The 23,695-nt window shown below is 49.6% G+C and carries 22 protein-coding genes and 1 riboswitch; of the genes, 8 read left to right on the top strand and 14 right to left on the bottom strand.

Going from position 1 to position 23,695, the window contains the following annotated elements; all coding sequences use genetic code 11:
* Positions 1–88: 88 nt before the first annotated feature.
* On the bottom strand, positions 89–850 hold the full coding sequence (gene map, locus PAEAM_RS05930; RefSeq protein WP_100526981.1) for a type I methionyl aminopeptidase: 762 nt from the start codon (positions 848–850) through the stop codon (positions 89–91).
* 133 nt (positions 851–983) lie between these two features.
* Positions 984–1,172, bottom strand: coding sequence for a hypothetical protein (locus PAEAM_RS05925; RefSeq protein ID WP_017690840.1), 189 nt, complete (start codon positions 1,170–1,172; stop codon positions 984–986).
* A 399-nt stretch (positions 1,173–1,571) separates the two neighbouring features.
* Here PAEAM_RS05925 and PAEAM_RS05920 point away from each other — a divergent pair, with 399 nt between their 5' ends.
* Together PAEAM_RS05920 and PAEAM_RS05915 are read left to right on the top strand one after the other, a co-directional pair.
* Entirely contained in the window at positions 1,572–1,847 is a 276-nt protein-coding gene (locus tag PAEAM_RS05920; RefSeq protein ID WP_036613189.1) for a hypothetical protein, read from the top strand.
* Between the two features lie 197 nt (positions 1,848–2,044).
* Positions 2,045–2,383, top strand: a complete 339-nt coding sequence (locus PAEAM_RS05915; protein WP_047840268.1) for a DUF4870 domain-containing protein — start codon at positions 2,045–2,047, stop codon at positions 2,381–2,383.
* A gap of 96 nt (positions 2,384–2,479) precedes the next feature.
* Here PAEAM_RS05915 and PAEAM_RS05910 read toward each other — a convergent pair whose 3' ends face one another.
* From PAEAM_RS05910 to PAEAM_RS05900, 3 genes are all read right to left on the bottom strand, one after another.
* Complete coding sequence (locus tag PAEAM_RS05910; protein ID WP_100526980.1) at positions 2,480–3,571, bottom strand: DUF418 domain-containing protein; 1,092 nt, start codon at positions 3,569–3,571, stop codon at positions 2,480–2,482.
* 451 nt (positions 3,572–4,022) lie between these two features.
* Entirely contained in the window at positions 4,023–5,384 is a 1,362-nt protein-coding gene (locus tag PAEAM_RS05905; protein ID WP_076329702.1) for a nucleobase:cation symporter-2 family protein, read from the bottom strand.
* Position 5,385: 1 nt separating this feature from the next.
* On the bottom strand, positions 5,386–5,973 hold the full coding sequence (locus PAEAM_RS05900; protein ID WP_036613196.1) for a xanthine phosphoribosyltransferase: 588 nt from the start codon (positions 5,971–5,973) through the stop codon (positions 5,386–5,388).
* A 57-nt stretch (positions 5,974–6,030) separates the two neighbouring features.
* Between PAEAM_RS05900 and PAEAM_RS31720 the strand changes: the two genes are divergently transcribed.
* Complete coding sequence (locus PAEAM_RS31720; protein ID WP_155985102.1) at positions 6,031–6,177, top strand: hypothetical protein; 147 nt, start codon at positions 6,031–6,033, stop codon at positions 6,175–6,177.
* 96 nt (positions 6,178–6,273) lie between these two features.
* A riboswitch (purine riboswitch) is annotated at positions 6,274–6,373 on the bottom strand.
* A gap of 271 nt (positions 6,374–6,644) precedes the next feature.
* Positions 6,645–7,139, top strand: a complete 495-nt coding sequence (gene mscL, locus PAEAM_RS05895; protein WP_036613199.1) for a large conductance mechanosensitive channel protein MscL — start codon at positions 6,645–6,647, stop codon at positions 7,137–7,139.
* A gap of 239 nt (positions 7,140–7,378) precedes the next feature.
* Here mscL and PAEAM_RS05890 read toward each other — a convergent pair whose 3' ends face one another.
* The gene (locus PAEAM_RS05890) at positions 7,379–7,681 is read right to left on the bottom strand and encodes a hypothetical protein (protein WP_017690846.1); all 303 of its coding nucleotides are present in this window, start codon (positions 7,679–7,681) and stop codon (positions 7,379–7,381) included.
* 79 nt (positions 7,682–7,760) lie between these two features.
* Between PAEAM_RS05890 and PAEAM_RS05885 the strand changes: the two genes are divergently transcribed.
* Positions 7,761–8,453, top strand: coding sequence for an NUDIX hydrolase (locus PAEAM_RS05885; protein WP_100526979.1), 693 nt, complete (start codon positions 7,761–7,763; stop codon positions 8,451–8,453).
* Between the two features lie 280 nt (positions 8,454–8,733).
* Here the strand turns inward: PAEAM_RS05885 and PAEAM_RS05880 are convergent, their stop codons facing one another.
* Together PAEAM_RS05880 and PAEAM_RS05875 are read right to left on the bottom strand one after the other, a co-directional pair.
* Entirely contained in the window at positions 8,734–9,540 is an 807-nt protein-coding gene (locus PAEAM_RS05880; protein ID WP_100526978.1) for a TrmB family transcriptional regulator, read from the bottom strand.
* A gap of 73 nt (positions 9,541–9,613) precedes the next feature.
* Entirely contained in the window at positions 9,614–10,429 is an 816-nt protein-coding gene (locus tag PAEAM_RS05875; protein ID WP_100526977.1) for a zinc ribbon domain-containing protein, read from the bottom strand.
* Between the two features lie 349 nt (positions 10,430–10,778).
* Between PAEAM_RS05875 and PAEAM_RS05870 the strand changes: the two genes are divergently transcribed.
* Together PAEAM_RS05870 and PAEAM_RS05865 are read left to right on the top strand one after the other, a co-directional pair.
* Positions 10,779–13,358, top strand: a complete 2,580-nt coding sequence (locus tag PAEAM_RS05870; protein ID WP_047840274.1) for a UvrD-helicase domain-containing protein — start codon at positions 10,779–10,781, stop codon at positions 13,356–13,358.
* Between the two features lie 184 nt (positions 13,359–13,542).
* The gene (locus tag PAEAM_RS05865) at positions 13,543–13,911 is read left to right on the top strand and encodes a hypothetical protein (RefSeq protein ID WP_036668594.1); all 369 of its coding nucleotides are present in this window, start codon (positions 13,543–13,545) and stop codon (positions 13,909–13,911) included.
* A 90-nt stretch (positions 13,912–14,001) separates the two neighbouring features.
* Here PAEAM_RS05865 and PAEAM_RS05860 read toward each other — a convergent pair whose 3' ends face one another.
* The gene (locus PAEAM_RS05860) at positions 14,002–15,072 is read right to left on the bottom strand and encodes a Gfo/Idh/MocA family protein (RefSeq protein ID WP_047840275.1); all 1,071 of its coding nucleotides are present in this window, start codon (positions 15,070–15,072) and stop codon (positions 14,002–14,004) included.
* A 47-nt stretch (positions 15,073–15,119) separates the two neighbouring features.
* Positions 15,120–15,596 carry a GNAT family N-acetyltransferase gene (locus tag PAEAM_RS05855; RefSeq protein ID WP_100526976.1) on the bottom strand — a complete coding sequence of 159 codons (477 nt, stop codon included), beginning with the start codon at positions 15,594–15,596 and terminating at the stop codon, positions 15,120–15,122.
* A gap of 261 nt (positions 15,597–15,857) precedes the next feature.
* Here PAEAM_RS05855 and PAEAM_RS05850 point away from each other — a divergent pair, with 261 nt between their 5' ends.
* Entirely contained in the window at positions 15,858–16,916 is a 1,059-nt protein-coding gene (locus PAEAM_RS05850) for a copper amine oxidase N-terminal domain-containing protein (protein ID WP_165789844.1), read from the top strand.
* Positions 16,917–17,554: 638 nt separating this feature from the next.
* Here PAEAM_RS05850 and PAEAM_RS05845 read toward each other — a convergent pair.
* The 4 genes from PAEAM_RS05845 to PAEAM_RS05830 form a co-directional block, all read right to left on the bottom strand.
* On the bottom strand, positions 17,555–17,956 hold the full coding sequence (locus tag PAEAM_RS05845; RefSeq protein WP_076332718.1) for a RidA family protein: 402 nt from the start codon (positions 17,954–17,956) through the stop codon (positions 17,555–17,557).
* 234 nt (positions 17,957–18,190) lie between these two features.
* The gene (locus PAEAM_RS05840; RefSeq protein WP_100526974.1) at positions 18,191–19,165 is read right to left on the bottom strand and encodes a M15 family metallopeptidase; all 975 of its coding nucleotides are present in this window, start codon (positions 19,163–19,165) and stop codon (positions 18,191–18,193) included.
* A 407-nt stretch (positions 19,166–19,572) separates the two neighbouring features.
* Positions 19,573–20,385 carry a hypothetical protein gene (locus PAEAM_RS05835; RefSeq protein WP_100526973.1) on the bottom strand — a complete coding sequence of 271 codons (813 nt, stop codon included), beginning with the start codon at positions 20,383–20,385 and terminating at the stop codon, positions 19,573–19,575.
* A gap of 46 nt (positions 20,386–20,431) precedes the next feature.
* Entirely contained in the window at positions 20,432–23,635 is a 3,204-nt protein-coding gene (locus PAEAM_RS05830) for a DEAD/DEAH box helicase (protein WP_100526972.1), read from the bottom strand.
* Between the last annotated feature and the right edge of the window lie 60 nt (positions 23,636–23,695).

Here is a 23,695-nt window from a genome sequence, read left to right as displayed (position 1 = left end):
CGCTCCATACCGCTATCTTTAAGCTCAAAACAGCATGGAGCATTTGGGAGAAAGTTCAACTCAAGTCCTCTTATTCACTGACTTCATCTCACGTGCCATCGGTCAGAATCAAGGGGCCATTCCCAGTAATCGCAACCGTATGCTCATACTGGACCCCCCAGCTGCCATCTACCGTCCTTACCGTCCATCCATCTTCATCCCACACAACGGCCCCAGAACTGCCTTTTGTAAAGATTGGTTCAATCGTAATAACCATGCCCTCGGTGAGCATCGTGCCCGTTCTACGTTTGCCATAAGGCAGAACATTTGGGGGTTCATGAATATATTGACCAATCCCATGACCGATAAGAGGCTTCACAATCCCGTACCGAAACAGTCTGGCTGTTCTTTCAATGGCACTTCCAATATCTCCGAGTGTATTCCCCGGAACTGCCTGAGCAATCGCCCGCTCAAGTGCTTTCTCCGTGCGTCTCATCAGCTTGCGAATGGATCTGCTTGTTTCACCAATTCCATATGTCCAGGCCGAGTCAGCAAGCCAGCCGTCTTTGTTCACCACCATATCGATGGTCACTACATCCCCGCTCGCCAGCTCCTCTTCCCCCGGAAATCCGTGGCAGACCACTTCATTAACAGAGGCACACGTCGCGTAAGGATATCCTTTATACCCTTTTTGCTCCGGTGTGGCTCCTCGTGCTGCCAGAAACTCTTCCACCCGCTCATTAATCGCTGCTGTCGTGATACCGGGGATCATCCACTGCTCAATATGCTGGTGACAACTTCGCAAAATTCGTCCAGCTTCCCGCATGTAGCCAATCTCTTCTTTGGTTTTCAAAATAGGGTCCACATGCATTCATCCTTCCCGCTGTAGGTGTACTCCCATATATATGCAGCAGGAACGCAAAAAAAACCGCCTTCCGGAGCTTAACGCCCGAGAGACGGTTCTATTCATTATCGGAACAGTATAATCAGAGTTGTGTGTTGTTTCAGGACACGGAAGAATCCATCTTGACAAGCTCATGCTCAACCACAGAAGTCAATTCTTCCTCATATCCACCCGTAATCCGGTATTTTCTCACGTACTCCTTCACGAATTTTTTTGGATCCTTAGGACGGAAAATCCGAGTCATTTCCCTCAAACTTTCTTTGACCTCATTGTGACCTTTCGTTGCCATTGTAATTCCCTCCCAAAACGTTGAAAGTGAATGCTCCGTTTAGAGAATGCCGAATAAGTCTTAAATGCCATCCATGAAGTTGTGTGCGCGGCTTAAAGCAAGCTTTAGGTCGGGAACCTCGCTAGAAAGCAAGTACCTGACACTATAAATACCCGATATGATTCGGAATGAATCATAATCTTATTGTAGCATATTCGGAAGTATCTTACGACTTGACGATTTCCTCTAATGAATATAACGGTTTTCATGCCCAAAAAGTTTAATTCCGAATCATATGTTAAGATTGCCACCATTCTATACGGAATTAATATATCCAGCATAACACTGAACTATTCGGGGGATATTATCACGGACAACCCATACAGTTAAATTACTGGTATCCAAAGGAGGCGTCGTCTCATGGACCGCAAAGAACAAGATATGCTGCCCCTTTCGCATGAAAAGGTGGAAGTAGACGGAGTTTACATCAATGAAGCCGGACGTGAGGAACATCTGCACCGGGGACAACATTTCCCGGCCGATCCCGTTCTTGGCAAGTCGGAATGGAAACTGACCGAATATGCTTATGATAATCATCACGAAGGGAGAACCGATGAGCGGTTGGTTCCCAAAGAAAACGACACCGATAAAATGGGCAAGATCACAAACCCTCGCAGACAGATCGAGGGCGGATAGCGATTTCGTTTAAAGCAACCTTTAATCGTAAACGATAATAGGGGCACAGTAAGCTGTACAATGGCTTGCTCTGTCCCTGTTTGCTTTTTCCTATGTGTTGCATCCCCATATCCGTTCACAGGCAAATAAATTCATCGGTTCAGTTCTGTCCATCTCCTTCATAGCTTAGTTAAAAAGGACAAAGGAGGCTGGACCGGATGTCCCCCATGAAATCGTCTAGCGGTCTGGATGAAAATATTGCCGGTATGCTTTGTTATCTGTTTACCTTTGTAGGTGGGATTGTCTTTCTCGCTGTGGAGAAGCGGAGCCGGTTCGTGTTATTTCATGCGTTGCAATCTGTAACGGTCTTTGGCATCATTATGGTCGGGCATGTATTATCGGCTTTCCTTCCGTTGTTCGGACCACTGGTGGCATCGCTGTTATCCCTGCTTGGTGTAGTGGTCTGGCTTATTATGGTCGTTACCAGCCTGCAGGGGAAATGGCTAAAACTGCCGTGGGTTGGCGATTTTGCAGAAAAACAGCTGCGTCATCTGTAACTTCAGGCAGAAGGTAGACGTGTTCCAAAAAGAAAAGACGATCCATTTCCGTTCAACCGGATGTGGATCGTCTTTGATTATAACGAGGAAAAAGAGTCAACCTCTCACCCTTTTGTCATGAACACGTGGCTTAGAATGCTTTTTCCGGATCGGAATGAAACTTAGATAAGTACCACATCTCCATACCCATTCCAGCGGCCCATACTGGAACCAGCGCATCCACAGATTACTCGCGATGACTTGTACAATAACCATGCCAATGCACACAAGGGTAGACACCATATACGATACAGCAGCATCTGCAAATATGAGTTGGTATACCACTAACAAAATGATGGTCTGTGCAATATAATTGGTCAGGGCCATTCGTCCGAATGCATGCAGGGGACTTAACATTTTGGAAAAGGTCATGTTCTGGTTCAATCTCAGTAATGTACTTAGATAAAAGATGGATACCACCGGACCAATTGCCACACCGATATGTTCTAATCGAAAAGCAGCATCCATATTGGCTTGCTCAGCAACAGGCAGGCTCGCACCAATCACTTCGTATAGAAACGGACTCATCGCATCCGGAGGAGCAACCCACCACATGATACCAATCCCCACCGTAGAAGCGATGAATGAAATGAACCAGATTCTGCCCAGATACGGAAGTCCTTTCTGGATCTTCTCCATCAGTTGATATTGACCTGCTGACAATCCCAGTATAATTAAAAAAGGAATCGTTAGCATTTTGACACCTATCGCGGCGGCTGCAATAAATCCCACCACACCGATCACCAAATTCACAGTTCGAGGTGCCCAATATAACGGAATGACAACCAGCCCTATGATGGCATATAGAAATAAAGCTTCTCCAGACTGATACTGTTGATGAATATATCCCAGCGCTAATAAAATAAGCATCCTGCGGATATAGAGAAACAGCTTGGTTTGACCTTTGGCAGCTGACCGGCTTAGAAAAAGATAAAATCCAAGGCCAAATAAAAAACAGAAGATATCGTAAAAACGTGCCTCCACCCAAAAATATAATGCTCGTTGGATCCAAAAATCTACACGAGTATCCGGCTTCAACATAACCCACAATGCCAATACATTTACAAATGGTAAGCCTATCAAGGAAAACCCTCGAAACAAATCCAGAAACTTCATTCGATCTTGTTTTAATACAGGTTGATAATTCATCGTTCCTCCCAGTGAAATTATTGTTATGTAATCAAAAAGCGATTGGATCGCTTATCTCTTTGGTGTATATCCCCATGCATGATAACAGTCTATCCTTCATACAACATGGCTTGCCATCGAATTAGGTGAATAACTTCTTACATCCGGCATAAGGTCTTGTTCCTGTATTGTTCCTGTACAGCGGCATATTGGACGCTATGCTGATGATAAACAAAACAAAAAAACACCGAAAACACGACTCTGCTGAGTCTGTATCTTCGGTGTTTCGCAATGTAAAAAGGGCTTCTTCATGTGATTGAATATTCATAGCATAAATGATGTATGTCATAAACCATTCATGCTGTATATCTTCATGATTAACCTGATTCATTATTCATCTTGTGAATCGTCTATTTATAACAGTTAACATAACAATCCTGCTGGATGATAACCCTAGCCTACTTCGGCTAATTTAAGCTGACTTGCCCGTCTCTCCAAGGATGGCATCTGCCTGTTGTTCAGCCATTTTGGCGGCCGTTTCCTTGGTACCAAGACCATTGAACAGCAGGTTCATGAAGATCGCCGTGAAGCTGCCTGCAATGATACCATTACCGAGCATAATCTGAGCCCAGGCCGGTGCACCTGCGAACAACTCAGGCACAACGGTAACACCCAGGCCCATACCTACAGAACAAGCGATGACAAACAGATTTTCATGTCGGTTCAGATCAACCTGACTGCCGATAATTCGAATGCCTGATGATACCACCATGCCAAACAAGGCCACCATGGCTCCGCCAAGTACTGCCCCTGGAACGAGCTGTGCGAGGGCTGCAATTTTTGGTACAAATCCAATGACCACCAGGATTCCACCAGCCACCACAATGACATCACGTGTCTTCACACGTGTCATCTGTACAAGTCCTACATTTTGCGAATACGTTGTATACGGGAACGAGTTGAAAATCCCGCCTAACACAATGGCTAGACCCTCTGCGCGATAACCGCGCGCCAGATCCTTGGACGACAGGTCCTTGTCCAGGATTTTGCCCAGAGCCATAAATACACCTGTGGACTCGGCCACGCTGACAATCGCCACCAGAATCATCGTCAGGATCGGTACAATCTCAAATGTCGGTGTACCGAAGTAAAACGGCTGAACAACGTGGAACCAACTTGCATCGCGGATAGGAGCAAAATTAACCTCGCCCATAAACCCTGCTGCAATCGTACCTACAAGCAGACCAATCAATACTGAGATGGAACGGATAAAACCGGTTGTAAAACGAGTCATTAGAATGATAAAGAGCAGCACGCCGAAGCCGAGCATTAGATTAACTCCGCTACCAAAATCTTCTGATCCCTGACCGCCGCCCAGATCGTGGAAAGCAACGGGAATCAAGGTTAAACCGATGATCGTAACCACCGAACCCGTAACCACTGGTGGAAAGAGCCGAATAAGCTTCCCAAAGATTCCGGAGAAGATCAATACGAACAGCCCTGAGGCAATAATCGCTCCGTAAATGGCAGATACCCCACTGTTCATCCCGATTAGAATCATCGGGGACACGGCCTGGAATGCACAACCGAGCATGACAGGCAGCCCTACGCCGAAATATTTATTTCCCCATACCTGAAGCAGTGTAGCCACACCACATGCGAGCAAGTCAATGGCAATGAGATAGGTTAGTTGTTCCTGTGTAAAACCCAATGCGTTACTAACGATCAATGGGACAACGACGGCTCCTGCATACATAGCAAGCACGTGCTGTAGTCCGAGGGAGAACGTTTTGATTGGATGCCGATGCCGTTGAAAAATACGTTCGCGTGCCATATTAGTTCGTGCCCTCCTCGTCCGCAAATGTAACCTGTCCATCCGACAGTGCCCCGATGCGAACCAATGATTCCACACGGTATCCTGCTTCTTTCAGCAAGCGACCTCCCGGCTGGAATGCTTTTTCAATAACAATACCGATACCCACCACTTCGGCTCCAACCTGCTCCACAATGCGAGCCAGACCAAATGCTGCTTCGCCATTCGCCAGAAAATCATCAATGATCAGTACGCGATCACCAGGCTTCATGAACTTCTTGGCAACGGTAATTTCATTGGTCTCTTGCTTCGTGAAGGAGTAGACCTTCTCCACCAGAATGTCTTCCGTCAGTGTGAGCGACTTCTGCTTCCGTGCAAAGATCAGCGGCACGTTCAGCTCCAACGCAGTCATGATGCCCGGTGCGATCCCTGACGACTCAATTGTCAGCACACGTGTGATATTCTCACCTTCAAAGCGGCGAATGAATTCTTTACCTACTTCCTTCATCAAAACCGGGTCCATCTGGTGGTTCAGGAATGAATCCACTTTGAGTACTTGCTCGGACAGGACAATACCTTCCTGTCTCACCTTGTCTTTTAACAATTGCATTGTAATTCTTCCCCCTGAATGCCCTCCGCACAGAAGCTCACATGCTCTTCCAATCGCATGGTAAAAAAGCAAAAAGCCCGCCTTTTCACACGCTGCGGAATAACCGGAGACGGGAAAGACGGACTTGTACGTATATGGACAAGCCGTATGGATGCTGCAAGTGTACTGGTTGGACAGAATGACAGGAGTTCAATCCTGCTCTGAGAAACCTCAAACAGTGTAATCGGAAACAGATAAAAGCCACTTGAACCTGCTCTTCAGTCAAACTGTCTGAGAATGATCTCATGCCAACCATACAAAACATTGCAACATCTTTCCCGTAGTCCGATCATTCCGGTGATCAGGTAGAGACATGCAGGCCTATTCCTGCACATATACGAGTAACGGCATATTTAATTTTTTGGCTCCATGATTCGTTACAATGTATGATCGCGAACCTGAATGTAAAAGGTTAAACATAACTGACAATGTTAGAAGTATACCGAATCGACGCCGTGAAATAAAGAAGTATTTTCATGGAAGTTGCGGAAACTTGTCTTAATTTGCAAACAGGGGGTGATTGGAATCTATTTTTTATGTACAATATGAGAACGGAAGCGCGGATCTGAACGGAGAATGGATGGAAACGCGGCCTAGATTTTGAATCGAATGATCAAAGGAGATATGTAAACATGAAAGGCGTACTTAACGAATTCAAGGAATTTGCCGTCCGCGGCAACGTCATCGATCTGGCGGTCGGTGTCATTATTGGGGCTGCTTTTGGTAAAATCGTCACATCCCTTGTGAATGATATCATCATGCCCCCGGTTGGAAAACTGATGGGTGGAATCGACTTCAGTCAGAAAATCATCAACCTGGACCGGGATATCAAAACAGCAAACGGACAGGACATCACCACCCTCGCTCAAGCCAACGAAGCTGGGGCTACCGTGATTGCTTATGGACAGTTCATCAACGTCATGATTGATTTTCTTATCGTTGCGTTCTGTATCTTCATGCTTGTGAAGGGCATCAACTATCTGAAAAGCAAAGAACACAAAAAGCCCGAGCCGCAAAAAACGACCAAGGCTTGCAAGTATTGCCTATCGGAAATTCCAGCCGCAGCTACCCGCTGCTCGCACTGTACTTCAGAGCTCGAAGCTGAAGGCACCGGCGCTCTAGCATAATTACAATGAACGTTTAAAGACGCACCGAGTTGAATTACGGATAAATCCTGATGCGGGGGACAACCTCTTACTTGCTAGGGTTTATGTATGAAAAGCTAGCCATATGGGCTTCATTAACTATGGGTTGCGTAGCTTAAAGGTTTGAAGGTTCCACCGTAAAGGTGGGGCCTTTTTTGTGCCTATCATACATGTATTACATATGCTCCCCCATGAATTTCATTCGCGGCCATGCTCATGAATTAGAAACGGCGTGGCAGCAAATGCTCCAGGATCGACTTCAGATCTTTATCTTCTTTGTAAACTTCTTCCCCAGTATCAAGTTCTGTCACACGAATATATTCAAAGTTTGCCGAAGCATCCACTGGCTTGAACAACAACTGGGCCTCATCTTCCAAACGTACATTAAATCCCATATCCTTAAACATGCTGCTTAACTGACTGTTAGCCGGTTCCTGACCTTGCCCTACAAATATAAGTCCTCTAAGACTTTTACGTTCCTGAGGTTGCGGATAAATCACCTGAAAGTGTACAATGCATTCCATACGATGGTTCCCCTTTCGTTTAAAACATACTTTGTGAAATTTTGAACTTTAAAATCTGCTATATAAGGAGATACGTTTCATGACCCCAGAACGTTTCGACATTTATGACGATCAGCAAAATTGGATCGGCACTTCACTACGCAGCGAGGTCCATGCCAAAGGATATTGGCACCGTTCATTCCACTGCTGGATCGTGCGTGACGAAGGCGAGCAGCGACGGGTCCTTTTTCAGCGGCGGCGTGATATTAAGGATACCTTTCCCGGATGTTATGACATTACAGCAGCAGGTCATCTCACAGCAGGTGAACAACTGCAAGACGCCAGTCGTGAGCTGGAGGAAGAACTGGGTGTTTATACTCCATTCGAGGCACTAACCTATCTACTCACGGCTACACAGCAGCTCCAAGGAGAGGTGCGTGGTGTCCCATTCATAGATCGGGAGTTCAGCGCCGTCTATGGATTATGTCTGAACCAGCGGCTCGAAGCCTACGTTCTGCAGCCTAGCGAGGTGGATAGCCTGTATGAAGTGCCGCTGGATGACCTACTCGCTTTGTTTCGTAATGAGATCGACGTCATTCAAGCTACCGGAGTTCAGACTCAGCCGTTGACATCACCGCCACATTCCATCGGTCATAAGGACCCATTAAGTGATCATGCAGCTGATGAACCGGAACGTATCGTTCGCGAGATTCGGGCAACGGAATTCGTACCCCATGGTACAGCTTATTATACGGACGTGCTGGAAGCTCTGTATCACGTGCCCAAAGAATGATCGTGTACAATCCTGTTCAACCCGATCCAGTTCAATCGAATGTTCATAGCTTCATTTTCTCAAAAATAGCATAACTTCATACCTTTACTATCGACTTGACTAGGAACAGATGCTGTGACGAACATCACTGTCATATCTCAAACCAGCACAAACAGGCGTCTGCCTTCGGGCAGCGCCTGCTTTATGTACAAGCTATGTACATACGTATTCGTTTCATCAAGAAAGATACCTTGTGCTGGCTTCTCCACTCCAATTCGAAGTGAGTTAGTCGCCGATCCGCCTAGCTCTGGTCACCCTCTCCTGAAGGAGAAGACCAGTAACGCGCAGAGAGTTCTTCGTACCGGTGCCCATAGCGGGACTCCAGTTCCTCACCCATATCCTGTTCCAGTTCGTACAACACCAGCTCTTGAGCAAAATGATTCAGCAGCAGTCCGGTCATTACCGGATGCTCCGTCACCACTGCTTGTGTAGCGCATGATTCCCCGCGCATGCCCAGCATGCACCAGCGGCGATCCACCACCAGGGAGAATTTCCGACCATTACCTGTGCCGTACAAAGGTAATCCCGGCAAAGGAACGGGCTGATCGATCATACCTTCGCCACCATCACATGACCATAACAGCCGCACACCGCGAGCTTCAGCCTGCTGTAAGTCATTACGTAGCAGCTCTGCCTCTTCACGCCAAACATCTACGACAATCTCATGCTGAGCCTCGGCCAATTCACGGCTCAGATTCTCAAACACATTTTTGTCACCTTCGACGTTATAGAAGACAGGCTTCTCCGGTTCACTCTTGGGCATGCTGCTCTGGACATAATCCAGCGAGGTACGCATTTGATCGGAGATCATACGTGTCATCTCCTCTGGCTTCAGCACACTATACTTCGCTGGTTCCCCCGGACTACACCGCAAGAACCCACGCTGCTCCAGCCGTTGCAGGGTCGCATATACATTGGAACGGGACACGCCCAGCCGCTTCGCAACCTCATATCCTGAGGCTGATCCCTGACGAGCGAGTTCCACCATAATTTTAGATTCCATCTCAGTAAACCCGAGATGACGCAAATGATGCAGCAGTTGGTCCATATTCCCGTCCCCCCATGCTGTCAGCAACCCGCACTGCCTCAAAATGATGCGGCAGTGCTTCTACTGCATCAGATCAGATCTGTTCGGCACCACAGCGCGGGCACCACTTCGACCCTTTGGGCAGCTCGGCTGCACAAATCTGACAATTCACCATTTCACGTGATACTTCGGTCTGTACATCCACCGTGTTCACGATCGGGTTGTTTTCTTTCCAGTAGCGGATGCGTTCGTCCAGTTCCTGCTGACGCTCACGTTCCCGTTGCATCTCTTCATCTCTGCGACGTTCCCACTCGGCATCAAACGCTTCCTTTTCTTCCTGGGTAAATTCCGTACTGTTATATTCCGATTCTGTTTCCAGATCCGCTATGGACGGAATGACCGTATGATACGGCTCATCTTCCTCCAGTTCCAACTCAGGTGGCGCATCGTAGAAGTCCGGCTCTTCAGTTGGGGTCTGAGCTACAGCTGCCTCCTGTCTCGCGGCTGTGGTGGCTCCTGCAACTCCTGCTGCTGCTACTTTAGGCGCTGCTGTCTTGAGTTCACCCAACTTGCGTCCGCATTTAGGGCAGAAGTTGGCATCCAGGGAAGCGACGTGTCCACACTCGCACAACCGTTCGTTCTTAAGTTGTGCAATCTTGTTGCGCAGACCATCAATCTCGTCCTGCAATTCGTCGCAGAGCTGCGACAGATCCACCATTTCTTTTTCCGCACGCGTCATATCCTGTGCCCGATAACCCTCATAGAAGATGCGACCCATATCTGTAAAATGGACTTCCTGTTCCTGTTGCAAGCCCACAATCTGGTTGTTCAGTTTCCCAATCTCAACGGCGTGCTGGGCACGCTCTGTTGCTTTGTTCGCTCCGTCTTTGATGCGCTGAAGCAGTTTCATGACCATTCCTCCTCTGTCCCGTCAAAACCAATATTATCATTTCTATTTAGTAGTAAATTAGCATATTACATCTTTCATGCAAAATGCTCAGGCATATAACTTATACGATATCATGCCAAAAAGTTGCGTAATCTCGTGCAGGTGCCCGTTTTATACCGATACTGGATGAAATCGGGGGCTTTCGTCAAGACCATATGTTCGGGTATAATGAAGCTTTGGCTCTACTTAACCGCCTGATTAGGCGACTAACTCTATCATACCAATTTACAATGCGATTGTGAAAAGGGCAAATGGTTTACTTTTAGCCGGGATAGTCCTATCCCTGAATGCATACAGAGGTGGATGAAACATGTTAAGTCCGAACTCAACGTTCTACCCCCGTCCGCTCGGGGTTACCCCGGCGGCGTCCCTGCCCCAGTCCCCATCTGCTCCGCTGGAGACCAGTCGGCAACTCGTGGGTAATGAGCAACAGGATGCCTTTTATTTTCGCTCTCTGGAAGAGGCCGGCATCAAGTTAAACGCACCACAAATCTCGGCAGTTCGTCACGGCAGAGGACCGATTCTGACGCTCGCCGGAGCCGGTTGTGGCAAAACAACTGTACTGGCTGCAAGAGCCGGCTACCTCATAGAGGTCAGTGGCGTACATGCAGGCAGTATCCTGCTGGTGACGTTCACGAACAAAGCCGCCACCGAGATGAAAGACCGGATCGCCGCATTGCCAGGTATACGCCCGGCAGCCGCGAGAGCCGTACAGGCTCGCACCTTCCACTCTTTTGCGCTGACATTATTGCGTCATTACGGTGTGCAGGAAGAGATCTTTGGCGAGTCGCGAGCCCAGCATACGGTGCTGAAGATGCTTCTTCGCCAGAATGGCATGAGTGAAGCTTTCCAGCCTGAAAGTCTGCTGGCTATGCTGTCCGCATGGAAGATGCAAGGATCGGAAACAACCGATCTGCCTGAAAAATCACAGGAAGAACGCGATGCCAAGCGTGTTCTGCTTGGTTACGAAGCCTGGAAGCAGGATCGCGGCAAAATGGATTTTGATGATATTTTACTACGGGCAGCCGCGCTGCTTCGTGATCCTGCTGTTCTGGGGCCGCTTCAGAAGCGTTTCCAGTACATTATGGTGGATGAGTTCCAGGATACCAACCATCTGCAGTATGAAATTGTGCAAAAACTGGCTTCCGCTCACCGCAATCTGATGGTTGTGGGAGACGATGACCAGACGATCTATACCTTTAATGGCGCACGCCAGGAATCAATTTTGGAATTCGATAAAGTATACCCCGGTGCACGCATTGTGACGCTGGATATCAATTATCGCAGTGATGCACGCATCCTTGGACTCGGAAGTGAGCTGGTCGCCCGCAATAAACGCAGACGTGACAAACGGCTGCGTGCCGCCGGAAACCGCGGCGATGCGCCCCGTTTCGCTACACCTTCCAATGCGGAGGAAGAAGCGGCTTGGGTTGTAAACCAGCTGTGCCAGCAGGTTGAAGAAGGACAACACACCTATCGTGATATTGCGATTCTTCACCGGACAGCCAGCAGTAGCCGGGCTGTATTCGAGCAGCTTGTGTTGAAAGATGTGCCTTTTGTACAGCATGGTGCTTCTCCGGTGTTCTATGACCAGTCTCTCATCAGACCCCTGATGGATCATTTGCGTCTGTCTCTTGATCCACGTGCCATGGATGCTCTCCCAAGTGCATTAGGACCGCTCTATGTATCACGAGATACAGGACTGGAATGGATACAGCGTTGTGAACAACAACAGGCGAAGAAATACCCGCTCATCCATCTGGTGAAATGGGACAAGCTGAAACCGTTCCAGCAGGAACAGGTCAAGGAACGCATCAAACTGATCAAATCACTGCACAAACTAAAACCCATCATCGCCATTCAGGAGATGCGCAGGCAGTTCTACGACAAGTATATGGAAAGTGGTGATCCCAGCATCTTTACCCATTATAAGGAAACGATGCTGGAAACTCTGGATGAATTCGAAGCTGCCGTCAAAAAATTCGAAACGGTAGAAGAATTTATTCAATTCGCGGATGAGCTGTCCCGCAGACACCGTGAGATGGAATCTTTGCGCCGTGCGCAGGATAGTGACGCGGTACAACTGATGACCATTCACCGGGCCAAAGGACTGGAGTTCCCTTGTGTGTACTGGATCGGAGCCAGTGAAGGCATTGTGCCTCACAGTACCGCACTGCGTCAGGATATTCCTGAGGATCAGAAAGCTGCGCTTGCTGTGCAGCAGACAGATGCCGAACTGGACATGGCGCTGGAGGAAGAACGCAGGCTCGCCTACGTTGCCATCACACGGGCCAAGCAGTACTTGTATGTCACCTCACCGGCGAGCCATCATGGAAAACCAGCGGATGTGTCCCGTTTCCTGCTTGAAGCCTTCGGCATGGAAGTTCCGGACAAACGTAAACCTCGTGAGGAGAGCCGGACGAGCAGTCAGACTTCATATGGTAAAGGTAATGGACAGTACGCCCGCTCGGGCTCGGGTACCCGTTCCGAAGGTCGGGATGTGGCACAGCGTCGTGCCATCAGCCACAGTGACCGTCGTGACTACGAGGTCCACAACGAACGTGATGAGGATCGCCTCGGTGAACGACGTGGCAGTGGGGAGATTCGCAACCATAAGGCGTTCAGCACCACTGGTGTGAGACCGACAGCTGCGAATTCCTCCAGTTCACAGTCGCACACTTCAGGTTCAGGGAATGCTGAGCGTACGGAGACCGTTGCGGTCTGGAAATGCAGTTCGTCCACCTGTAAAGCGTGGCTAAGACAGAAGCCAGCTGTACCTTCAAAAGCAACCAAGAAGGCATCCTCGGGCTCTCCCGCCTGTCCCCTGTGTTCAGGATCGATGGAGGCCGGCACCCGCCAGGTGCCCGTAACGGGGAGATTCGGGAAATAACTCAAAGGAAGAGGTCCCTTATGGAGTTAGCGATGAACCATCACTCGTGTCATGGCTGGTCATATGTGACTGAACATGTGGATGAGTAAATAACACACGAGCATAGTAGCTCGTTTCAGGGCGCTTTTTGCTGTTTATTAACAGTAGAAGCGTCTTTTTTCCATTTCAGAATGGGGGTTGGAATATGCAGGACGGCAAACAACATCTGTATGTATCGGTAACACATAATCTTATTGAGCAAACAAAGAACGAATCTACACCCTTTGAGGTGTTGGTGGATGACGAACAGTTGGGCCGATTGAAAGATCTGATGAAGGTGCTGGAGGATGACGATGCCTATACATTGCAACGGGCGCCAGTACCCTACAAATCGGCAGACCATGATGAGGCAACGGAGCAGTTTTCGGATGGCATGACCTTGCTGTACACCTTTCTGTATGACCACGGCACGCCGGATACCCGGCAGGCAATTGAAACCATGAACGTGCTTCCAAGGCTGCAGGATACGGATTATGATGACCCTGGATACGAGAATTCACCACTGAATAAATGACCTTATGCCAAAAAGCATGCGTAACCGCAGATCACGCGGAAGACGCATGCTTTTTAATATGATGAAGGACAACTGCCATGTAAAATGAACTCAATCCAGACGAATCTCCTGCCCTTTCTCAGCGGATTCGTAGATTCCGCACAACATGCGCGTGGAAGCCACACCATCCGCAATTGGGCTGATCGGCTCTGTACCGTTCAGGCAGCAATCCACAAAGTGGTCAATCTGGTTCTGGAATGCACTATGAATATGGAGACCCGTATTGTCCGTCTGGGGTTCAATATTCAGGATGGTGTTATTTTTCTCCGTGACGATCAGTGTCTCCGGCTCCAGTTCGAACCCACCACGCTCGCCGTATAATTTCACCGAAGATTCATCTCCGCGTGCATGCAGGGTAAAGCTCACATCCACCGCCAGCGAAGCCCCGTTTTCAAACCGAATGAGCGCATTCGCCATATCTTCTACGTCATTCACAGCTGCGCTGTAGTCGGCTGCTTTGTAAAAAGAAAGATGTTCAATATGGGCACGATTGCCCAACTTCCGATACGTATTACCACTGACCGAAACAGGTTTCGGCCTGCCCATGAGGTACCAGCATTGGTCGATAATATGTACGCCCAGGTCAATCAGGGGGCCGCCGCCGGAACGGCTTTTGTCCGCAAACCAACCGCCTGGATTGCCGTGACGCCTTAGAATGGAAGCTTTGGCATAGTACAGTTCACCAAACTCCCCGGCATCAATGAATCTGCGCATCATCTGCATATTGTTATCATAACGCCGCACAAATCCAACGATAAACGTACGTCCGCTCTTCTTCACCGCTTCTTCAATCCGCAGCGCATCTTCCACATTAGTTGCGACCGGTTTCTCCAGTAACACATGCTTGCCTGCCTCCAGTGCAGCAATGGCAAATTCGGCGTGTGTATTATTCCAGGTACAGATACTGACGGCATCCACATGCGGGTCCTCCAGCATCTCCCGATAATCGGTGTATACGGATTGGGCATCATACTTCTGTGCCGCAGCTTTAGCCCGTTCTTCGTTCAGATCGCAGATGGCATAGATGACGGCATCCTCGTTTTTGGCATAACACCTCATATGAAGATCCGAGATTGATCCTGTACCGATCATTCCGATGTGCAACATTTGTTTCGTGCTCATCATCGTCCTCCCTTCCTTTTCCACAGCTTCCACAACATCATTATTGTCTAGTCTGCCCGCAGCATGCCTTCGTAAATACCCGGGGTTGAATTTTCAATCTTCACGGCACCCAGCGTCCGGGCATAGAAATCCACAGGTCCCGCTGATCCGATAATCGCATACCCGTAACCGTCCGCCTTCATCGCATTCATACAGGCCAGTAACAAGGCTGTGCCTACACCTTTGCCTCGTGCATCCTGGCTCACACCTGTCGGTCCAAAGAAGTTGCGACATGTCGCTTCGTAACAGGCAAATCCAATCATTTTCCCATGCTCAACCGCAATATAACAGGACACCGGCTGACGCGCAAAAGCAACCTCACATTCATCCACCCAAGCCTGACTAAAATGTGACCTCACCCAATCCAGTACAAGCTGTTTTTCTGGGGCAATGGCTCTTCGAATCACAATGGAGGATTCCTCCAATGCTCTCAGTCCACTCTCTTGCTCCGGTAAACGATAGAGCGCTACCAACATATCACTCATCTAATCCGTTCCTCCTCGTACTCGAATGTGAAATAGGACAAAGGTTTGGCCACTTACCTGAAATTAACCTGATCCTGCTGCGGATAACCTGCAATACAAGCGATATTTCTAATTTAAAGTAACATACCGCTTACATTCATTGCATTTCAACTGCAACACTTAGACGATTTGTCCCGTCTATTAACTTGAAGCGCGGCCCTAAGGAAGATTTTACCGCGTCAGTACACAGATTAGAAGGGATGAATATTGATGAACAACAACATGAAAAAAGTAAGTGCACTGATGGCCCTATCCATGGCATTGGGTGGTGGAGCCGCTTATGCAGCAACACTGGACAACACAAAACCAGTCCATCAAACATCCGTTTCAGCAGATAGTAACGCAGCGAGTGTAGTAAACGTATCCGTGAATGGCGCAGCCATCTCTGATGGTTATTGGAACAAAGATGGCAAAGTAGCCATGATCCCGCTGCGTGATCTTACCGACGCACTGGGTATTGAACTGGAATGGAATAAAGAAACTAAAACTGCTGAGCTGACTCGTGGTGCTCTTTGGACACAGGTAATTACAGGCAAGGACCAATATTCTGTGAATAAAATGTCACTCACGCTGGGTACAGCGCCCGAAATCACAGGCGGCAAATTGCATGTACCGGTTTCTTTTGCTGAGAAAGCACTGCATGGACAAGTGAACACAACGGGGAATCAAGTGACTATCTCTAGTGAAGAGGACGTGAAGACGGTTACTGAACGTGGTGTAATTACCAGAATCTCGAACCAAGATAAATATAAGTCCATCCAGATTGGCGGTGCAGGTACGGATGGTATTGTGCTCAATCTGAGCGATGAGACAAAATTCATCTCAGTTGAGGGGAAAGAGATTGCACTGACTGATCTGGCCATTGGCATGAACGTGGAAGCTGAGCATTCCCTGATCACCACCCGCAGCCTGCCACCACAAACGCCGACCTATACAGTCACTGTATTGGATGCAGCTACAGCATCTGAGACACAACCTAAAGAGCTTCTGGGTACAGCGGGTACAATTGAAAATGTAACAACAGCTGAAGGCAGCATCTCACAGATTGAGATTACAGGTACACGGTTAACAGAAACAGCTCCTGACCATGTCATACTGAACATTGCTAAAGACACGCTGATCGTGAACCACGAAGGTGAAACGGTGAAAGCTGAAGAACTGACCAAAGGCGCTAAAGTCATTGGATTCTACAGCCCTGTGTTGACACGCAGCCTGCCTCCAATCGGAACAGCTTGGAAAGTGGTTGTTGAAACACCTGCAGCAGAGCTGGAAGCGAAATAATACGGTTAGAAAAACGTCTGGCTGAAACACATGTTATATGTTGTTGCAGACGACCGCGTGCATCGCTTAGCGCGGGGTCATGAGTGTGGAGCATCATAATGACCAGCCATCCGCATGTAGCTCCTGGCGCGCGGTGTAATGAGTTTGGCGCATCAAGAGCTCAGCCGTGCGGCCAGGCGGCGAAGTCAATTCAAAACAACCTTATCCGCTTGTCTTTTGACAGGCATGGATAAGGTTGTTTTTTTGGTTTTGGTTTTGGTTTTGGTTTTGGTTCTGGTTCTGGTTCTGGTTTTTTAGAGTGTGTCTACAAACTGCTTCAAACCGAAGGGTATCTGAAACTTGTCCGGAGCAGACACGTGCGATGTGCACTGCATACGAAATACGTTGCATACTGAATGTAAGAGCAAGCCGAGTTAACGCTAACGAATCTGAGGCGTCTTATTCAAGGACTTGAAGCACCCGCCTAAATCTAAGGAATCTCAGGCACGCTATGTTTGAATAAATAGCTGTTTATAGCATTTTATCAGAGGAATTTGTGAAATAACGTGTCTGAAGTTCTTTACATTTTAGCAAGAGGACCTTATCGCCAAATAAGACGTCCTGTGTTCCTTAGAAAATCTTCCGGATAACCGTCAGAATCAACCGGCTTGGGTTTCATCTTCAACGATCGCTTCCACTTCAATCTCAACCATCAACAAGGGATCAATGAGTGCGCTAACTTCAACCATGGTGGCTACAGGCTGGATCTGTCCAAAAAATTCACCGTGCGCCTTGCCAACTTCCTCCCATCTGGAGATATCGGTCACAAACATCCGGGTTCTCACCACATGCGACATGTCAGCCCCCAGTTCTTTCAGTGCATTCTCGATCGTCTGCAAAACGAACCTTGTCTGTGCATACGGATCACCTGCCCCAACAACTACACCATCTTGCATCGCGGTTGTACCCGCCACTTCAATTCGGTTCCCTACACGGATGGCACGGCAATATCCCACCAACGGTTCCCATGGGGAGCCCGTAAATACCTGCTGTCTGCTCATTCTCTCGTCCCTCGCTTTGGTTGTATTTGTCTCTTCAGATTAAACATGAATTATATCAGTCCCCCATCATCTCAGACAATGGAATCAAGTTTAATTCTATCTTAACTCCATTAACATTTTCGCACAGAAAAAAATCCCCTGAATGACTGCCCATTGGTTAGATCAAGGACGCTTCATTCGGAGATTTATGAGAATTAGTATCTTGTCTTTTTCTTTAAGGATGAAACATCCAAATTACAACTTGATATTAGCCTCATCGAAGTATTCTTCCAGAGTTAACCCACTCTTCGCCACATCCGGTGCCAAATCTGTACCGATGTACCGGATATGCCAAGGCTCATAGACGTAACCTGTGGTATCTTCTTCACCTTGCAGATAACGGATGACATATCCGTATTCTGCAGCATGTTCAGCCAACCACTGGCCTTCCTTCGATGTGCCAAATACCTCTTCCAGCACATTGCCCACACTCGGACTCGATACATCGATGGCAAGACCCGTCTGATGTTCGCTTCGGCCTGGCACAGAACTCACACGATCTGTGTATTCTTGACCTTTGGTTTTGACATTATTGTTATAGATGGATACCTGACGCTGATATGAACGATAACCGGACACCGCACGAAGCTCAATGCCATCCGCTTTTGCACCTGCAAACAACTTCTCCAGCGCCTCCGCAGCTTCCTTGCGCATATGCCGCTTCTCGTGTGGTTCGTCGAAGGAGAACGGTACATTCGGCTCTACCAGATCGTTCGGCTCGTAACCGTCAGGCAGACTCCGTTGTTTGTTCACAATGACGGTCATAGACTCGGCATTGGTCACCACAGATTGTGCATCAATCGTCGTTTGCAGTGCGCTGATACTGCGTTTCTCCAGCAATGGATCTTCCGCTGTCGCGCCATTCCCATTGTCCGAAGAGCCCTGCTCTCCGCTCGCTGAAGCATTATCTGACTCACTGCCTGTATCTTCATCATTGTTGCCAGAAGATGATGTGTCATCACCGCCAGCATTGTCGCCATCCGTTCCTTTATCCTCCGTAAAATGAACCGTTGTGCCGTCCGTCTCCTGTTGCGTGTTACCTGTTCCATTCGGATTCTGGCTCTCCTCTGTGCCTGAACCGTTCTGGCACGCGGCAAGCAATGCTCCGCATATCATCAATGAGGACAGCATAACCAACATGCGGCGCTGTCTTCCTGTAGTTGATTTCATGTAAAAACTCCTATCGCAATAATATAAATGTTATATAGTTCTCAGCGTGCAATGTTCCCTGCGACAGTATACCTTAATTGGGAGCGAAGCTCCACCGGTAAAGACCTCCTTTAGAAGAGATCCGAATGAACATATACGGGCTGTACAGCCTGTATGATCGTTTTTTGGACTTTTAGAGCAACATCCCCGTGCTGTACACAATAGAATTGAAATGGGAATATACCTTCATATATCCAATATGCAAAAAATTGATTATACCGAGATGCACTTTATTAATGAGCATTAGCATTGTTGGATAAAGACAAAATTCATCTTGTACCGGGAAATGAATTAAATCAAATAATGCAACATGTTTCAATAAAAACAAGCAGGGTTGATCTGAGATCTCCCCCGCTCTGATGGGTGCATCATTTGGTTGCCGGGCTGTCCGTCTTCTTCTGGACAGCCTGCCACATCCGCGCGGCTACACGCTCGCGGATCAAATCCAGCCCTGCGGTGGCCGGCACGCCCGGCATCAGCGCCGTCAGCTCCGGCAAGGCCGGCGGCTTGCCCGGCTGCGCGAGGCGCACCTCAACGGCGCCAAAGCCCGGCCCCGGCTGGTGCATGGCGCCGTCCGCGGCGGCCTCGGCGATCCACTCGCCGACGGCAGCGCCGCCTTCGCCGCCCCGCACTTGCGGGCGGCCAGCCGTTTCCGCTGCGCGGCCGGGGCCGCTGGGATCATGGGCGAGTTCCTCCGCCCATGCCCCCAGCACGCCGGCGAGCAGCGCTTCGCGCGGCAGGCCGGCGTGCGCCAGCTGCAGCAGCGGCTCGGCCGCGAGGCGCGCGGCTACGGCGCGCTCAGCGGCCGCGGCATGCGCGCAGCCCGGGCGGCCGCAGGTGCACGCCACGGCCGCGCTGGCCGTTGCTGCGCCTGGCGAGCCCTCGGGCGCTTGGGCAGCCGGCAGCAGCCCGGCGAGCTCCTCGGACGCCGGGCCGCCGCGCAGCAGGGCGTACAGCGTCAGCGGGCGCTTGCGCAGCTGAGCCAGTACAGCCTCGCGCTGGGCTTTGCTCAGTTGCGCTGGCGTTCCCGTCACCGTGAACATGCCTGCGGCTGATCCGGTCTTGCCCTCAGCAGCGGAAGCAGAAACGGAAACTTCCTGATCCGCATCCGCTGCTGTATTTACTTCTGCTGTCCATCCACCGGGGGACATATGCAGCTCGATCTTCCATTTTTCGCTCACAACAATCCCCCTTTCTCAACATCTATATTCTCCTGATCTTTCAAGGTCACAGCCACGTCTCACCCTGAAGTGAGATTAGACCGCGCAGCTCATCATCCGACATCTCGGTCAGCCAATTCTCACCTGAACCGACGACCTGCTCGGACAGTGCCTTCTTGCTTTCAATCAGCTCATCAATCCGTTCCTCCAGTGTTCCCTGACAGATCAGCTTATGCACCTGCACATTGCGATTCTGCCCGATTCGGAATACACGGTCCGTTGCCTGATTCTCAACCGCGGGATTCCACCACCGATCATAGTGAACGACATGACTCGCCCGTGTCAGATTCAGACCCACACCTCCGGCACGAAGAGATAGAACAAACATGGACGGCCCCTCTCCTTTTTGGAAAGTCTCCACCATATCGTCTCTTTGCGACTTCGATACACCGCCATGCAGGAAATAAGGTTCTTCCTCGTATCGCTGTTTCAACCTCGACACTAATAGATCTCCCATGGCAACATACTGCGTGAAGATCAGGGCCGATTCCCCGTTATCACGGATGGCGTCCAGCAGTTCAAGCAATCTTTCCATCTTACCGGATGCCTCAGCCTTGCCGTGGTCTTTCCGATTACTGTCCGCCAGCACCGGATGATCACAGATCTGCTTGAGCTTGGTCAGGGAGGACAGAACAATCCCTTTGCGGGCAATGCCATTTCTGCCGTCCAGACCACCCATCAGATCATCCACCACACGCTGGTACAACACCGTCTGCTCCGGTGTTAGGGAACAATAGGATTTCAGTTCAAGCTTCTCTGGCAGATCCTTGCGAATATCCGGATCACTTTTCAGCCTGCGCAGCATGAATGGAGATACCAGTCGATGAAGCTCACGCAAGGATGCTGCATTTTCTTCGGATGGCCCCAGTCCCGTATACCGCTGGCGGAACGATGAAGCTGTGCCCAGATACCCCGGATTGAGAAACTGGAAAATCGACCAAAGTTCGCTCAGTCGGTTCTCTACAGGCGTTCCCGTCATCGCAATACGATGAAGTGTAGACAGACGCATCACGCTTTGTGCTTGTTTGGTACGGTAGTTCTTAATATATTGTGCCTCATCCAGCACAATGGTGGACCAGTGCAATGAAGCCAGATCCGGGCCATCTCTGCCTGCCAGATGATAGGTCGTCAGTACAATGTCATGCGTCTGCGCTTCTGCCTGAAAATCATTGCCGTGCAACCGTTGTCCGCCATGATGAATATATAGCGACAGATCCGGGGCAAACCGCTTCAGCTCACGCTGCCAGTTTCCAAGCAGCGAGGTAGGACACACAATAAGTGCAGGCAGATGAACAGGCTGCTCATTCGTGTGCTGATCCGCCGGGAATGAATCATCTGATCCATTCAACAGCTCATTCTCACGGGCTTCCTCTTCAGCCGCCTGGCGTTCCTCGTGTTTGCGGTCCAGCAGACAGGTAATTACCTGAATCGTCTTCCCAAGTCCCATATCGTCCGCGAGACATACGCCAAAGCCCAGCTCACGCATCGCGGATAACCATTGGTAACCTCGTTCCTGATAAGGTCTGAGTTCACCATGCAATTCTGCCGGAACCTGACGAGGCTCAATGCTGCGAAGCACCTGTCCATCGAGCAGGAAAGCAAGCATCCCATCAGATTCGGCACCAAAGACGGAGAGGCCCTTCCATGCGGAATCCTCCCCTTCATCTGCTGCCAGATGCAGCCATTCGGAGAGAGGCATATATTGTTCTTCTTCTTTTTTCATGTAACGCAGAACTTGACGAATCTCTTTTGTATCCACTTCAATCCATTCACCACGGAACATGACATAAGGTACTGTGGATTCAGCCAGTGCTGCCAGTTCCTCCGCCGTGACCGGTTTACCATCCAGCATAGGCTCCGCTTTGAAAGCAACCAATTGTTCCATGCCCAGTGCCGATGTGGCTCCAGGCAACCGCTCTGTTCCCCGATTCAACATCTGCAGACGCAGTCCCGCACGACGTTTCCCGGCTCGACTCCACCTTGAAGGCATGAGAACGGTTATCCCGGCCTTCTGCAAACGTGGAACCGCATGCGTGAGAAACTCAAAGAAACCCTGCTGCTCCAGCTTAATTTCCTCCGGACGAGCGGTAAGCAGCGCCGTCTCCAGTTCAGGTGCCATTTCTGCTGCTTGCCCGAGTGCCATCAATAATTGCTCTGCCGCCGAGGTATACAACACCTTCCCTCGGTCCAGATCTCGCTCTGGATGTGCCCAGATAGTCCGTGCAGGCAACCTCAAGCTTGGTTCCTGCTCACTGTCCGCCCAAAAGCTGATCCCCCAGATCGTTTCATGTTCGCCCAGCGGCGGCTCCAAGCGGAGCACCAGCTTCAATTGGCCTTCAGCAGGTGCCATCTCTTCTGCTCCCACGATTGGCATTGACGTTCCACCAACTTCTTGCAACGTATGAATAAACGCTGTCATATCGTCCGTCGGCCCTTGCACCGTCACAGGACGGAACATCGAGATCAGACTGTTCCACCAGAGTTCGGCTACTGGCGAAGATCCGCGTCGATATGGGGTGCGGTAACGGGACAGTTCACTGTCCATGCCCTCCAGTTCACTTGTCACTACAGCATGAATCATGCCACTCATGAATGAAAATAATACCGCAGCCCCTGCTTCTTCACGCGTTTCCGGTTCCAATGAAGCATAAGCTCCAGGAGCAGCCAATCCAATCGGAGGCATCGCTTCAGCAAGATCGCGGAAGCGTTCGATGTCCTCCTCCTGCTGCAAGCGTGGCCGCCATACACCTGTTAATGTCTCTTGTCCGGTCCGTCGCCGTGCTCCGGTCTTTGCTGCAAATTCAGCCGATGGAGCAATTGCTCCCCGCAACAGCAGCTCCTGTGTGAACTGCGCCGCCTTGATCCAGTAACGCATCTCTTCTCCAACCTGAATTCCGGCTGCATTTAACAAACGGTCATCCCATTGCAGCAGCAGCCTGAAGGCATCCTTAGGCGAGACTGCCAATCCTTCCAATGTGCGTCCCAGCAGTTGACGCCGCTTCGTGTTCTTCGCTTCAGCCGTGTTCCTTAGCGGATTCGGCCAGCGCAGCTCCGCAAGACGCAGAGCGGCAGGCTGAAACAGACGACCCCCGTCGCCAAAATTCAACCTTCTTACCACGTGGCTCCATGCATCCACACGTGGTTCCGATGTTTCACCGGAAAAACAAAAAAATACGTCACCAAGCCATACTCCATACAGCGATTGCATCATTAAAGTCTCCCGTCATCCCTTCGCATTGTTACTCTCCATCATATACGAAAATGACCGGAT

Origin of the sequence: Paenibacillus sp. GM1FR, assembly GCF_002803315.1 — a bacterium.
GTDB classification, from domain to species: Bacteria; Bacillota; Bacilli; order Paenibacillales; family Paenibacillaceae; genus Paenibacillus; species Paenibacillus amylolyticus.
The sequence above is the reverse complement of the archived record's forward strand: the minus strand, read 5'-3'. Positions and strand labels throughout refer to the sequence as shown.

Coding starts and splice junctions, on each gene's coding strand:
- map (WP_100526981.1), bottom strand. CDS start 850: ATGCATGTGGACCCTATTTTGAAAACCAAAGAAGAGATTGGCTACATG.
- PAEAM_RS05925 (WP_017690840.1), bottom strand. CDS start 1,172: ATGGCAACGAAAGGTCACAATGAGGTCAAAGAAAGTTTGAGGGAAATG.
- PAEAM_RS05920 (WP_036613189.1), top strand. CDS start 1,572: ATGGACCGCAAAGAACAAGATATGCTGCCCCTTTCGCATGAAAAGGTG.
- PAEAM_RS05915 (WP_047840268.1), top strand. CDS start 2,045: ATGTCCCCCATGAAATCGTCTAGCGGTCTGGATGAAAATATTGCCGGT.
- PAEAM_RS05910 (WP_100526980.1), bottom strand. CDS start 3,571: ATGAATTATCAACCTGTATTAAAACAAGATCGAATGAAGTTTCTGGAT.
- PAEAM_RS05905 (WP_076329702.1), bottom strand. CDS start 5,384: ATGGCACGCGAACGTATTTTTCAACGGCATCGGCATCCAATCAAAACG.
- PAEAM_RS05900 (WP_036613196.1), bottom strand. CDS start 5,973: ATGCAATTGTTAAAAGACAAGGTGAGACAGGAAGGTATTGTCCTGTCC.
- PAEAM_RS31720 (WP_155985102.1), top strand. CDS start 6,031: ATGGTAAAAAAGCAAAAAGCCCGCCTTTTCACACGCTGCGGAATAACC.
- mscL (WP_036613199.1), top strand. CDS start 6,645: ATGAAAGGCGTACTTAACGAATTCAAGGAATTTGCCGTCCGCGGCAAC.
- PAEAM_RS05890 (WP_017690846.1), bottom strand. CDS start 7,681: ATGGAATGCATTGTACACTTTCAGGTGATTTATCCGCAACCTCAGGAA.
- PAEAM_RS05885 (WP_100526979.1), top strand. CDS start 7,761: ATGACCCCAGAACGTTTCGACATTTATGACGATCAGCAAAATTGGATC.
- PAEAM_RS05880 (WP_100526978.1), bottom strand. CDS start 9,540: ATGGACCAACTGCTGCATCATTTGCGTCATCTCGGGTTTACTGAGATG.
- PAEAM_RS05875 (WP_100526977.1), bottom strand. CDS start 10,429: ATGAAACTGCTTCAGCGCATCAAAGACGGAGCGAACAAAGCAACAGAG.
- PAEAM_RS05870 (WP_047840274.1), top strand. CDS start 10,779: ATGTTAAGTCCGAACTCAACGTTCTACCCCCGTCCGCTCGGGGTTACC.
- PAEAM_RS05865 (WP_036668594.1), top strand. CDS start 13,543: ATGCAGGACGGCAAACAACATCTGTATGTATCGGTAACACATAATCTT.
- PAEAM_RS05860 (WP_047840275.1), bottom strand. CDS start 15,072: ATGAGCACGAAACAAATGTTGCACATCGGAATGATCGGTACAGGATCA.
- PAEAM_RS05855 (WP_100526976.1), bottom strand. CDS start 15,596: ATGAGTGATATGTTGGTAGCGCTCTATCGTTTACCGGAGCAAGAGAGT.
- PAEAM_RS05850 (WP_165789844.1), top strand. CDS start 15,858: ATGAAAAAAGTAAGTGCACTGATGGCCCTATCCATGGCATTGGGTGGT.
- PAEAM_RS05845 (WP_076332718.1), bottom strand. CDS start 17,956: ATGAGCAGACAGCAGGTATTTACGGGCTCCCCATGGGAACCGTTGGTG.
- PAEAM_RS05840 (WP_100526974.1), bottom strand. CDS start 19,165: ATGAAATCAACTACAGGAAGACAGCGCCGCATGTTGGTTATGCTGTCC.
- PAEAM_RS05830 (WP_100526972.1), bottom strand. CDS start 23,635: ATGATGCAATCGCTGTATGGAGTATGGCTTGGTGACGTATTTTTTTGT.